General features: G+C 64.3%; 12 protein-coding genes. 9 read left to right on the forward strand and 3 right to left on the reverse strand.

The features are described from left to right. Positions 1-224 precede the first annotated feature (224 nt). Positions 225-1,172: a LytTR family DNA-binding domain-containing protein gene (locus tag OC450_RS13530; protein WP_211385618.1), complete on the reverse strand. Its 948-nt coding sequence runs from the start codon at positions 1,170-1,172 to the stop codon at positions 225-227. A gap of 44 nt (positions 1,173-1,216) precedes the next feature. Between OC450_RS13530 and OC450_RS13535 the strand changes: the two genes are divergently transcribed. The 9 genes from OC450_RS13535 to OC450_RS13575 all read left to right on the forward strand — a co-directional run bounded on the left by OC450_RS13535 (position 1,217) and on the right by OC450_RS13575 (position 10,030). Further along, entirely contained in the window at positions 1,217-2,413 is a 1,197-nt protein-coding gene (locus OC450_RS13535) for an acyltransferase family protein (protein WP_211385619.1), read from the forward strand. A 48-nt stretch (positions 2,414-2,461) separates the two neighbouring features. Next, on the forward strand, positions 2,462-3,601 hold the full coding sequence (locus tag OC450_RS13540) for a cysteine desulfurase family protein (RefSeq protein ID WP_211385620.1): 1,140 nt from the start codon (positions 2,462-2,464) through the stop codon (positions 3,599-3,601). Between the two features lie 113 nt (positions 3,602-3,714). Next, positions 3,715-5,211: a Fe-S cluster assembly protein SufB gene (sufB, locus tag OC450_RS13545; RefSeq protein WP_262048045.1), complete on the forward strand. Its 1,497-nt coding sequence runs from the start codon at positions 3,715-3,717 to the stop codon at positions 5,209-5,211. A 62-nt stretch (positions 5,212-5,273) separates the two neighbouring features. Then, positions 5,274-6,026: a Fe-S cluster assembly ATPase SufC gene (sufC, locus tag OC450_RS13550; protein WP_262048046.1), complete on the forward strand. Its 753-nt coding sequence runs from the start codon at positions 5,274-5,276 to the stop codon at positions 6,024-6,026. A gap of 11 nt (positions 6,027-6,037) precedes the next feature. Beyond that, on the forward strand, positions 6,038-7,342 hold the full coding sequence (gene sufD / locus OC450_RS13555; protein WP_211385623.1) for a Fe-S cluster assembly protein SufD: 1,305 nt from the start codon (positions 6,038-6,040) through the stop codon (positions 7,340-7,342). After that, positions 7,339-8,586 (forward strand): cysteine desulfurase, encoded by a 1,248-nt coding sequence (locus tag OC450_RS13560; RefSeq protein ID WP_211385624.1) that lies wholly within the window; start codon positions 7,339-7,341, stop codon positions 8,584-8,586. The genes sufD and OC450_RS13560 overlap by 4 nt, the downstream gene beginning before the upstream one ends. Continuing rightward, entirely contained in the window at positions 8,583-8,954 is a 372-nt protein-coding gene (locus OC450_RS13565) for an SUF system Fe-S cluster assembly protein (RefSeq protein ID WP_007609827.1), read from the forward strand. The genes OC450_RS13560 and OC450_RS13565 overlap by 4 nt, the downstream gene beginning before the upstream one ends. Before the next feature lie 63 nt (positions 8,955-9,017). Beyond that, on the forward strand, positions 9,018-9,428 hold the full coding sequence (locus tag OC450_RS13570; protein WP_211385625.1) for a HesB/IscA family protein: 411 nt from the start codon (positions 9,018-9,020) through the stop codon (positions 9,426-9,428). 167 nt (positions 9,429-9,595) lie between these two features. Further along, complete coding sequence (locus OC450_RS13575; protein ID WP_211385626.1) at positions 9,596-10,030, forward strand: TfoX/Sxy family protein; 435 nt, start codon at positions 9,596-9,598, stop codon at positions 10,028-10,030. 108 nt (positions 10,031-10,138) lie between these two features. Here the strand turns inward: OC450_RS13575 and OC450_RS13580 are convergent, their stop codons facing one another. Then, positions 10,139-11,206, reverse strand: coding sequence for a GGDEF domain-containing protein (locus OC450_RS13580; RefSeq protein ID WP_256808054.1), 1,068 nt, complete (start codon positions 11,204-11,206; stop codon positions 10,139-10,141). A 165-nt stretch (positions 11,207-11,371) separates the two neighbouring features. Further along, positions 11,372-12,961, reverse strand: coding sequence for a DEAD/DEAH box helicase (locus OC450_RS13585; RefSeq protein WP_256808055.1), 1,590 nt, complete (start codon positions 12,959-12,961; stop codon positions 11,372-11,374). Position 12,962: the final 1 nt, after the last annotated feature.

Here is a 12,962-nt window from a genome sequence, read left to right on the forward strand (position 1 = left end):
GTTCTAACATGAGGCGAGGGTCAAAAAGCAAGCATCTTGAACATACGGCAATGACCTCAAGAGGTTAGGTGGTCATCGCGGCATCATGGTCGCGGCCTGCTGCGGTTTTTCCGTCGCAGTCGGCCGCTGACGTGGGGGCGACCGGGCTTGCAAAATCCAAATGTGGCTCGCCAACTTATTGAAAACACGCCGATTTATCGGTGCTTGCTCGATTCTATCGGCAATCACGCGGGCGTCGCGGGATGATCCAGCGAGCCGATCGAGAATCGGTAGCGCCGGCTCCCTTGCAGCGTCTGCCCGGTGTCGAACGTGAGTTCGAAATCGCCGGACGGCTTGAGGTCCACCCCGGCCACCCGATCCAGATTGGCGAGCTTCGTGCGGTGAATCCGAACGATGCGGAAACGCGCCAGCTCGGCTTCGGCCGCCGCCAGCGTCCCCCGGATCAGGTGCTGGGTGCCGTCGGCAAGACTGTATTCGATGTAGTTGCCGGCGGAGGCGATCCAAAGGATCTCGCGCGGCGCAACGCGAACCCGGCTTGTACCATCGCGCAGCCAGATCAGCTCGGGAAGCGGCTGTTGCGGGGTGGAGAGGCGCGCGCCGGCCGCCGCAGCCTGCCTCAACTCGCGGCGGCTATCGAACAACCAGATCACGCCCGCAATCAGGACGGAGGTCAGGACGTCCTTGCGGAATTCGTAGAGCAGTGTCGCGACGGACAAGTTGAAATCGTAGGAACTGCCGGCAAGCCACAGCACGAATTTTCGGATCCCCACCATCCCGGCGACATGAAGGACTGAGAACCCGACCAGCGCCATCGCGCCAATGCCGGCCTGGCCGACGAGGCCAGCCGTATGCCGCATCCGCCGGACTGCCGCCATCAAAAGCGGAACCAGGAGCAGGATGACGACGATGCTCGACAACTCCCAGAATAGACGACGGCCGACATCGTAGCTGCCGTTACGCCAGGCAGAATCCTGCGCGCCCGACAGCGCGTTCACGATTCCCGTGGCCATCGAGATGGCTGCGATCGCGCCAAACATCGCCCAGTCGCCGCCGCTGATCCCGAGAATTCCGCCACTCGTCCCGACCGGCTGCATCTCGTCCCGGGCGGTCCGATCTTGATCCCGCGGCGGCTCGACATGGTCCCGTTCGCGGGCATTTTCGGCGTCAGCCATGACCTGAGAACCGTGCTTGGGGTCCCTTGAAGGAGCAGACCATCATGTCAAAACCAGAGATATTTCCGACGCCGGAACGGCGCATCGACCTCGACTGGGTGCGGATTGGCGCCTTCGGTCTTTTGATCTTCTACCATGTCGGCATGCTCTACGTGTCCTGGGGGTTCCACATCAAGAGCGAGCACAGGCTGACCTGGCTCGAGCCGTTGATGCTGGTGCTCAACCCCTGGCGGCTGTCGTTGCTGTTCCTGGTGTCGGGCGTGGCCACCCGGTTCATGCTCGACAAGTTCACGCTGCCGGCGTTCGCCGGCGCGCGGACGGCAAGGCTGCTTGTGCCCTTGATATTCGGCATGCTCGTGATCGTGCCCCCTCAATCCTACGACCAGATCCGCGAGAGCCTTGGTTATCCGGCGGGCTTTCTGGATTTCTACGTCCGGCACTATCTCGCGTTCGGTTCGGAGTTTTGCCCGCAGCCCTGCATCGTGCTGCCGACCTGGAATCATCTTTGGTTCGTGGTCTATCTGTGGGTCTACACGATGGCGCTGGCCGTCGTGCTCTGGCTCTGGCCGGCCGCTGCCGACCGGTTGGGATCGAAGCTTGCGACGGCCCTTGCAGGTCCTGGAATTCTGGTCCTGCCCTGCGTCCTGTTCGTCAGCTGGCGCGTTTTTCTGTTCCCGGCTTTTCCGTCGACCCACGCGCTGTTCGGCGACTGGTACAACCATGCGGACTACGCGACGGCCTTTCTGATCGGACTTCTGCTGGCGAAGCAGCCGCGCGTCTGGAGCGAGTTGGAGCGTCAACGCTGGTTGGCCTTCGCGGCTGCGATCGGCTTGTTTGCGACTTTCATGCTGTTTCGCGGCGGCTTCGGCGTCGCGTCCTGGCTGCCGCCGAAGTGGAGCGTCAGCGCTGCCTATGGTTGCTATCAATGGCTCGCCATGGCCGCGGTCCTCGGGCACGCCAGGCGCTGGCTCACGGCCGATGGACCGTTGCGGCGCTACCTTACGGAAGCGATTTTCCCCTACTACATCGTGCATCAGACCACGATTATCATGATTGCGCACGCGCTGCGGGATCGCGGCCTTCCCGCGGGGGTCGAGGCCTCCATCGTGATCGGCGGCACCGTGCTCACCTGCGCGGCGACCTATGAAATTGTCCGGCGGATCAACCTGCTGCGGCCGTTGTTCGGGTTGCGTATGGCCCGCGGTGGAACGGCGCGAGCGGCCCGGCAGCAGCCGGCCTGATGCCGCCGGTGGCGACTTGTCTCGCCGCAAAAGCTGCTAAGAGAGCCTATGCCGAGCCGCGTCTACCTCGACTGGAATGCGACCACGCCGCTCCGCGCGCAGGCGCGGGATGCGATGCTCGCCGCCTGGGAACTGGTCGGCAATCCGTCCTCGGTCCATGCCGAGGGGCGGGAGGCGCGGCGGCTCGTCGAGGGGGCCCGGTCGACGCTTGCCGAAGCGGTCGGGGCGCTGCCGCGGAACGTCGTCTTCACCTCCGCGGGAACCGAGGCCAACACGCTGGCGCTGTCGCCCGGCCTGCGGGGCCCGTCCGGCAAGCCTGTCGAACGGCTCCTGGTTTCGGCCGTCGAGCATGCCTCGGTGCTGGCCGGCGGCCGGTTTCCGGCGGACAGGATAGGTTTGATCCCGGTGACGCGCTCCGGTGTGATCGATCTCGCCCAGCTGAAGGCAATGCTTGGCGATGGCCCACCGGCGCTGGTCTCCATCATGGCCGCCAATAACGAGACGGGCGCGCTGCAGCCGGTCGCGGAAGCCGCCCGCATGGTTCACGAGGCCGGCGGCCTCCTGCATGTCGATGCGATCCAGTCGCTTGGAAAAATCCAGTTCGATATCAAGTCGGTGCGCGCTGACCTTGCGACCTTTTCCGCACACAAGATCGGCGGCCCCAAGGGCGTCGGCGCGCTGGTCGTCGCGGACGGGATTGCCGGATTGGAACCGGTGCTGCGGGGCGGGGGGCAGGAGCTGAACCGGCGCGCGGGAACCGAGAACGTCGCCGGCATCGCCGGCTTCGGCGCGGCGATCAAGGCGGCGCTTCAGGCTCTGCCGGAGGATGCGGAGCGGATGGCAACCCTCAGGCATCATTTGGAAAATGGCATTCGCGCCATTGCCGGCGCGACGATCTTCGCGGACGACGTGAAGCGGTTGCCAAATACCGTCTTGTTCACCGCGCCCGGCCTGAAGGCTGAGACCGCGGTGATTGGCTTCGACCTCGAAGGCGTGGCCGTGTCCTCAGGCTCGGCCTGTTCCTCCGGCAAGGTGCAGCCCTCTCACGTCCTGTCCGCGATGGGGTATGATGCCACCGTTGCCCAGGGAGCGGTGCGCCTCAGTCTGGGCTGGTCCACGGAGCCGCATGACATCAATAGGGCGTTAGAGGCTTGGCGAAAGCTCGGTAATACCCTACTTAGAGTCTAAGCGATGAAACACGGGTTGAACGGTTCTAAGCCCGTGCTTTCCGCCAAAAAACATCGTAATACTCGACCGAGTTTGATCCACCGCGGTCCTTGAAACCGCGAGCGGAGGATAGAATGCCAGCCGTGCAAGAGACGGTCGAGCGCGTGAAGCGCATCGACGTCGACCAGTATCGTTATGGGTTTGAGACCCTGATCGAGTCCGACAAGGCCCCCAAGGGGCTGTCGGAAGGGACCGTCAAGTTCATCTCCGAGAAGAAGAACGAGCCCGCCTGGATGCTCCAGTGGCGCCTCGAAGCCTATCGGCGCTGGCTGACCATGACCGAGCCGACCTGGGCCCGCGTCGACTACCCGAAGATCGACTTCCAGGACCTTTATTACTATTCGGCGCCGAAGCCGAAGAAGACGATCACCTCGCTCGACGAGATCGATCCGGAGATCCTGAAGACCTACGAGAAGCTCGGCATTCCCTTGCGCGAAGTCGCCATGCTCGAAGGCGTCGAGCCCAAGCCCGGCGAGGAAGACCCGGCCCGCCGCAAGATCGCGGTCGATGCCGTGTTCGATTCGGTCTCGGTCGCGACCACCTTCAAGGCGGAGCTGAAGAAGGCCGGCGTGATCTTCATGCCGATCTCGGAGGCAATCCGCGAGCATCCCGAACTGGTGCAGAAATATCTGGGCTCGGTGGTTCCGACCTCGGACAATTTCTACGCGACGCTGAACTCTGCGGTGTTCTCCGACGGCTCGTTCGTCTACGTGCCGCCGGGCGTGCGCTGCCCGATGGAGCTGTCGACCTATTTCCGCATCAACGAGCGCAACACCGGCCAGTTCGAGCGCACCCTGATCATCGCCGACAAGGGCTCCTACGTCTCCTATCTCGAAGGCTGCACCGCGCCGCAGCGTGACGAGAACCAGTTGCATGCCGCCGTGGTCGAGCTCGTCGCGCATGACGACGCCGAGATCAAATATTCGACGGTGCAGAACTGGTATCCCGGCAATTCGGAAGGCAAGGGCGGCATCTACAATTTCGTCACCAAGCGTGGCGACTGCCGCGGCAACAATTCCAAGATCTCCTGGACCCAGGTCGAGACCGGTTCGGCGATCACCTGGAAATATCCGAGCTGCATTCTGCGCGGCGATAATTCTCGCGGCGAGTTCTATTCGATCGCGATCTCGAACGGCTATCAGCAGGTCGACAGCGGCACCAAGATGATCCATCTCGGCAAGAACACGTCGAGCCGGATCATCTCCAAGGGCATCGCGGCCGGCAAGTCGCAGAACACCTATCGCGGCCTCGTCACCGCCCATCGCAAGGCGACCGGCGCGCGCAACTTCACCGCCTGTGATTCGCTGCTGATCGGCGACAAATGCGGCGCGCACACCGTGCCGTACATCGAGGCCAAGAACTCGTCGGCGACGTTCGAGCACGAGGCGACGACCTCGAAGATCTCCGAGGACGTGCTGTTCTACTGCATCCAGCGCGGCCTCACGCAGGAGGAGGCGGTCGGCCTCGTCGTCAACGGCTTCGTCAAGGACGTGCTTCAGCAGCTCCCGATGGAGTTCGCGGTGGAAGCGCAGAAGCTGATCTCGATCTCGCTCGAAGGGTCGGTCGGCTGATTGCCGACCCTCGCGGTGCGCTTGGACGCACCATGCATCAATTGAATAAACTGGATACCAAGATGGCTTTGCTTGAAGTGAAAGACCTGAAGGTTCGTGTCGAGGAACGTGAGATCCTCCACGGGCTGACGTTGACCGTGAACGAGGGCGAGATCCACGCCATCATGGGGCCGAACGGCTCCGGCAAGTCGACGCTCTCCCACGTCATCGCCGGCAAGCCCGGCTATGAGGTCACCCACGGCCAGATCCTGTTCAAGGGCGAAGACCTGCTCGAGATGGCCCCCGAGGAGCGTGCCGCCAAGGGCGTCTTCCTGGCGTTCCAGTATCCGGTCGAGATTCCCGGCGTCGCCACCATGACCTTCCTGCGCACCGCGCTGAACGCGCAGCGCAAGGCGCGCGGCGAAAGCGAATATTCGACGCCGGACTTCCTCAAGAAGGTCCGCGAGGTCTCGAAGTCGCTGAACATCCCGCAGGACATGCTCAAGCGCGGCGTCAATGTCGGCTTCTCCGGCGGCGAGAAGAAGCGCAACGAGGTGCTGCAGATGGCGCTGTTCGAACCGAGCCTGTGCATCCTCGACGAGATGGATTCCGGCCTCGACATCGACGCGCTGCGCATCGCAGCCGACGGCGTCAACGCGCTGCACTCGCCCAAGCGTGCGATGGTCGTCATCACCCACTATCAGCGGCTGCTCAACTACATCGTGCCCGATATCGTGCACGTGATGTCGAAGGGCCGTGTCGTGAAGAGCGGCGGCAAGGAACTGGCGCTAGAGCTGGAGGCGTCCGGCTACGCCCAGTTCGAGGACGCTGCGTAAGGAATTTTGCGATGAACGTTGCTGTGGCAAAGACCGGAAAGGGCCGCGCGGTGAGCGATCTCTTCACCAGCGCCGAAGGCCGGCTGCCGGGTTCGCCTTCCGTGATCGCGGTACGCCGCGAGGCGTTCGAGACCTATGAGCGTCTCGGCCTGCCGCACCGCCGGATCGAGGAGTGGAAATACACCGACCTGCGCGCGCTGGTCGGCGAGGTGCTGCCGCTCGCAGCCAGCCCCGATGCGGCTGCCCTGAAGCGAGCTGCGGATGCGGTGCAGGCCAATGCGATCGCAGGCGCGCGCAAGCTGGTGCTGGTCGATGGCGTGTTCGTCCCCGATCTCTCCGACGTCAAGGCGCTCGCCTCCGAGGCGGGCTTCAGGACGTCGCGTGAGACGCTGGAGACGGATGCCGGTCTCCTGAAGACCGCGTCCAACGATGCCGTGATCGCGCTGAATGCCGCGATGGCGACCGACGGCGTGGTGCTGTCGATCGCCGATGGCGCGCAGCTGTCCGCACCGATCCAGATCATCCACGTCGCGATCGCGCCTTCCGCCTCGGCCTTCACCCGTTCAGAGGTGGTGGTCGGGAAGGGGGCTCGCGCCACCATCATCGAAAGCTTCGTCGCCGCCGGTGCCAAGGCCTACCAGGTCAGCGATGCCGTGATCGTCACGATCGGCGACAACGCCGACGTCGCTTATATCCGCCTGATGGACGATGCGCCCGACGCGGTGAACATCACCTCGCAGTTCGTCACGGTCGGCGCGAACACCAAGCTGAATATCTTCAACATGACCACGGGCGCTGCCGTGAGCCGCCTGCAGGGCTTCATCACGCTGGCCGGCGAGGGAAGCGAGCTCGGGGTCAACGGCGTGAACCTGTTGCAGAAGACCGAGCATGGCGACACCACGCTGGTGGTCGATCATGCCGTGCCGAACTGCGTCAGCCGCGAGATCTTCCGCGCCGTGATCGACGACCGCGCCCATTCGGTGTTCCAGGGCCGCATCATCGTCCGTCCGGACGCGCAGAAGACCGACGGCAAGATGATGATTCGCGCGCTGCTGCTCTCGGACGAAGCCGAAGCCGACAACAAGCCCGAGCTCGAGATCTTCGCCGACGACGTCTCCTGCGGCCACGGTGCCACCGCCGGCGCGCTGGACGACAACCTGCTGTTCTACCTGAAGGCGCGCGGCCTGCCCGAGAAGCAGGCCCAGGCGCTGCTGATCCAGGCCTTCGTCGGTGAAGCCATCGAGCAGATCGCCGATGACGGCTTGCGCGAGCACGTGATCGGCATTGCCGAGCGCTGGCTGGAGCGTCGCCAATGAGCACGCATCCCGCAGTCAAGAACGGGTCCTACGACGTTGCGCGGGTGCGCCAGGACTTCCCTGCGCTCGCCATGCAGGTCTACGGCAAGCCGCTGGTCTATCTCGACAACGCAGCGTCTGCGCAGAAGCCGCAGGCCGTGCTCGATCGCATGACGCAGGCCTATACGTCCGAATACGCCAACGTGCATCGTGGCCTGCACTACCTCGCCAACGCCGCGACCGAGGCCTATGAGGGCGGCCGCACCAAGGTGGCGCAGTTCATCAACGCGCCGCGCACAGAGGAAGTGATCTTCACCCGCAACGCCACCGAAGCGATCAACCTGGTCGCCTCGTCCTGGGGCGGGCCGAATATGAAGGAGGGCGACGAGATCGTCCTCTCGATCATGGAGCACCACTCCAACATCGTGCCCTGGCATTTCCTCAGGGAGCGCCAGGGTGCCGTGATCAAATGGGCGCCGGTCGACGACGAAGGCAATTTCCTCATCGACGAGTTCGAGAAGCTCCTGACTGCCAGGACCAAGCTGGTCGCGATCACGCAGATGTCGAACGCGCTCGGCACCATCGTGCCGATCAAGGACGTGGTGAAGATCGCCCATGCCCGCGGCATTCCCGTGCTGGTCGACGGCAGCCAGGGCGCGGTGCATCTGCCGGTCGACGTCCAGGACCTCGGCTGCGACTTCTACGTCTTCACCGGCCACAAGGTCTACGGTCCGACCGGCATCGGCGTGCTCTGGGCCAAGTACGACCACCTCGTCGCGATGCGTCCGTACAATGGCGGCGGCGAGATGATCCGCGAGGTCTCGCGTGACGTGGTCACATACGGCGATCCGCCGCACAAGTTCGAGGCCGGCACGCCCCCGATCGTCGAGGCGGTCGGCCTTGGCGCGGCCATCGACTACGTCAATTCGATCGGCAAGGAGCGCATCGCTGCCCACGAGCACGATCTCGTCACCTACGCCCAGGACAAGCTGCGCGAGATCAACTCGCTGAGGCTGATCGGCACGGCGCGGGGCAAGGGCCCTGTCATCTCCTTCGAGCTCAAGGGCGCGCATGCCCACGACGTCGCCACCGTGATCGACCGCCAGGGCATTGCAGTGCGCGCCGGCACCCATTGCGTGATGCCGCTTTTAGAGCGGTTCAACGTCACGGCGACGTGCCGGGCCTCTTTCGGCATGTATAATACGCGGGAAGAAGTCGATCATCTGGCACAGGCGCTGTTGAAGGCGCGGGATTTGTTCGCATGAGTGACACGGCCGAAATCAAAGCCAATCCGATGGAAACCCGATCGGCGCTGCCGCCGGAGGAAACCGAGCGTCTCACCACCGAGATCATCGCCGGGCTCAAGACCGTGTTCGATCCGGAGATTCCGGCCGACATCTACGAGCTCGGCCTGATCTACAAGGTCGAGATCAAGGACGACCGTTCCGTCGACGTCCAGATGACGCTGACGACGCCGAACTGCCCGGCTGCCGGCGAGTTGCCGACCATGGTCGAGAACGCGGTCGCCAGCGTCCCCGGCGTCGGCGTGGTCGACGTGAAGGTGGTCTGGGAGCCGGCCTGGACGCCGGAGCGCATGAGCGACGAGGCGCGCCTCGTGCTCAACATGTGGTGACGCGTACGTTCTGCTTTTCATTCCTGGCATTGAATTCGCCCCGCAACGGACCACATCACTGACATGACACAGATATCGTCCGGCTCAACACCAGCATCCCCTCCGAAGCCGCGGCGGCCTCGCCCGCAGGTGATGCGGCTGACGGATGCTGCCGCCCAGCGCATCAGCGAGCTGACGAGCCGCGCCGATTCCGAGATCGTCGGCCTGCGCGTCGGCGTGAAGAACGGCGGCTGCGCCGGCCAGTCCTACACGGTGGAATACGCCCATGATGTCCGTCCGACCGACGAGGTCGTCGAGGACAAGGGCGTCAAGATCCTGATCGATCCCAAGGCCGTGCTGTTCCTGCTCGGCACCGAGATGGACTACAAGGCCGACAAGATGCAGGCCCAGTTCGTCTTCAACAACCCCAACCAGATCTCGGCCTGCGGCTGCGGCGAGTCGGTCGAGCTACGGCCGGCAAAGATCGACGGGTAGTTCTCCCAGTCATTGCGAGGAGCCCGCGACAAAATTGCGAAGCAATCTTGCGCTGGTGCGACGAAGCATTCCGGACTGTCTGCGCGGGGACAGCCTGGCTTGCTTCGCTTCGCTCGCAATGACGGCGGTGGTATGAAGGCTGACCTGCTCGCTCCGGGAAGCCCTCGATGGACCGCGAATTCCTGATCGACCTGTTCGCCGATTTCGGCCCCGTCACCATCCGAAAGATGTTCTCCGGCTACGGCATCTCCGCCGACGGCATCAACTTCGCGCTCGCCCTGCGCGCCGGCCTGTTCCTGCGCGCCGACGAGGTCACCATCCCGGATTTCGAAGCGGAAGGTTCAAAGCCGTTCCAGTATTCGACGCGCGCCAAGACCGTGGTGGTGAACTCCTACTGGGAGCTGCCGGCGCGCCTGTTCGACGATTCCGGGGAGCTCGCGCAATGGGCGAGGGCGGCGCTCGCCGCCGCCCAGCGCGCCAAGGTGAAGAAGCGGCCGAAGAAAAAGACGGCGAAGAAGATTTCGACGAAGCCGCCGGCGAAGAAACGAACAGCCAAGAAGGCGGTTCGTAGGGTGAGCAAAGCGAAGCGTGCCCACCGTTGAGATCCCGGCAAAGATGGTGGGGACCAACTCTCATGTCCTTGGCCGTGAAGACGCAGGTGCCGTCGGCACAGAATGTCAAGCGCGGGCGGTGGTGCGCGAGCTTGCGCGTCACGCCACCCGGTTGTGCGTCTCGACCGCGAATTCCGGATCGGCTTCGCAGATCACCCGGTTGCGGCCGTTGCGCTTGGCCGCGTAGAGGCAGGCATCCGCCCGTTCGATCAGCGCGTCGGGATCGTCGCCCTGCTTCAGCATGGAGACGCCGACGGAGATGGTGACGCGGCCGAGGATCTCGCCGGTGGACTTCTTCTTCAATTCCTTCGCCATCACTGCGCGGCGGATGTGATCGGCCACGGTGAGGGCCTGGCGCAGCGCGGTGTTGGGGAGCACGACCGCAAATTCCTCGCCGCCATAGCGCGCGGTGATGTCCTGGCCCTTGATGGTCTGCTTCAGGGACAGACCGACGAGCCGCAGCACCTGGTCGCCGGTGAGGTGGCCGTAGGAATCGTTGAACGACTTGAAGTGATCGATGTCGACCAGCAGCAGCGACAGCGGCTCGCCGGAGGCGAGCGCATTCTGCACGGCCATATCGATCATGCGGTCGAAATATTTGCGGTTGCCGAGGCCGGTCAGCGGATCGGTCAGGCTCTCGGCGCGGATTGCCTCCAGGCTCTGCTGGAGATTGCTGATCTCGTTCTTCGACAGCGTCAGCCGGTCTTCCAGCGCCTTGTTGGTCTCGCGCATCTCGCTGGTCGAACGCAGCAGCGTCTCGACGATCGACTTGATCTGCTCGCGGCTCCTGGCCGCCGACAGCTTTTCGGTCGCGCCCGACAGGCTGGCATCGTAGGAGCCGGACATTCCGAGTGCGTCGCCGAGGACCTTCATGACGTCGTCGATCTCGCCGATGACGCGCGCGCCGACCTTGTCGATGCGGTCGGTGGTCTTGATGTGGGAGAGATAGGTCTCGTAGATCTGCTCGAGATCGGCTTCGGTCAGCTTGCCGCTAAGCGCAAGCGTCTCGTTGATGATCTTGTTGAGCGGGGCGTTGTAGCCGGTCGCGTAGACGTACCAGATCTCGTAATTGCGAGGAATTGCGGTCTGTCGAAGCGATCGGATCTGACCGAGCGCTACTTCGGCGAACGCCATCGTGCGTTCGTGTTCGTCAAGCACCTTGACCACGGAACATACCCCACAGCGGTCGGTGCGCCCGCGACCGCAGCAATGCTTAAATTATGTTCGCAGGCTAACGGACGATCGTGAACGACCCGTAAATCTACGTTCCCGAATCCATCCAAAAAAGTGCAGACCGAATCTGTTCAACCAAGGCCTGGAGCGCAACGCGCTTCAGGCGCCGGCGGGGGAGCGAACCGGCCGCAGCAGAAATGCCGGCAGATGCGAGTGATCGCCCGGTTCGCTGTCGGCCTCGCGCTGGCGGCGCGGCTCAGGACGGCCGATCGACGGCACATGCGAATTGTTGGCGTGCTGGCGCGCGCCGTGCCGCGGTTCGGATGACGGCTTGGCTTCGCGCGGCGGCCTGGCCTCGCGCGCAGGCCTTGGTTCGCGTTCAGGCCTTGCTTCGCGCTCAGGTCTTGCTTCGCGCTCAGGCCTTGCCTCGGGGGCGAACCGTGCTTCGGCTGAAGGCCTTGTCTCAGAAGCGTGCCTTGCCTCGCCACGCGGTTCGCGCGGCTCGTGGCTGCGCTCACGGTCGCGGCCACCGCGCTGCGGCTTGCCGCGTCCGCCGCGTGAACGTTCGCGGCCGCGCGGCTCGCGCGGGCGCTCGCTTCCATCGCCGGCCTCTGCGTTGACTTCGTAATCGCCCTCGGCGCGCGGAATGCTCTGGCCGATCAGCTTCTCGATCGCCACCATTGACTTCTGGTCGAGCGGCGTTACGAGAGAGATCGCCATGCCGGACCGGCCGGCGCGGCCGGTGCGGCCGACGCGATGGACGTAGTCGTCGGGATGATGGGGGACGTCGAAGTTGAAGACGTGGCTGACCTCGGGGATGTCGAGGCCGCGGGCGGCGACGTCAGAGGCTACCAGCAGCGGCAGCTCGCCCTTGCGGAACTGCTCGAGCGCCGCAGTACGGGCCGACTGGTCCATGTCGCCGTGCAGGGCGCCGACGCTGAAGCCGTGCTTCTGCAGCGATTTGTGAACGACGGCGACCTCACGCTTGCGATTGCAGAAGATGATCGCGTTCTGGAGATCCTTGGCCTCGCGCAGCAGGCGGCGCAGCAGCTCGCGCTTCTCATGCGCCTCGCGCCCGGCGGGCACCTGGCACTGCGTAACGGTGACGGCGGTGGTGGCGGGCTTGGAAACCTCGATTTTCTGCGGGTTGTGCAGGAAGGTTTCGGTGATGCGCCGGATCTCCGGAGGCATCGTCGCCGTGAAGAACAGGGTCTGCCGCGTGAACGGGACGAGCTTGCAGACGCGCTCGATGTCGGGGATGAAGCCCATGTCCAGCATGCGGTCGGCTTCGTCGATGACGAGCAGCTCGACGCCGGTGAGCAGCAGGCCGCCGCGCTCGGTGTGATCGAGCAGGCGGCCGGGCGTGGCGATCAGCACGTCGACGCCGCGCGTCAGCTTGGCATCCTGGTCGCCGAACGAAACGCCGCCGATCAGGAGCGCAACGTTGAGCTTCTGGCCCGCGCCGTAGCGGTCGAAGTTTTCCTTCACCTGCGCCGCGAGCTCGCGGGTCGGCTCGAGGATCAGGGTCCGCGGCATCCGCGCGCGAGCGCGACCCTTTTCGAGGATGGTGAGCATCGGCAGCACGAAGGCCGCGGTCTTGCCGGTGCCGGTCTGGGCGATGCCGAGCACGTCCTTGCGTGCGAGGACGTGGGGGATCGCCTGTTCCTGAATGGGGGTGGGGGTGGTGTAACCGGTGGCCGCCACTGCGGCGAGGACTTTTTCGGATAGTCCGAGATTGGTGAAAGACATT

The organism is Bradyrhizobium sp. Bra78 (genome assembly GCF_024519855.1).
In the GTDB taxonomy this organism is placed as follows: domain Bacteria; phylum Pseudomonadota; class Alphaproteobacteria; order Rhizobiales; family Xanthobacteraceae; genus Bradyrhizobium; species Bradyrhizobium japonicum_G.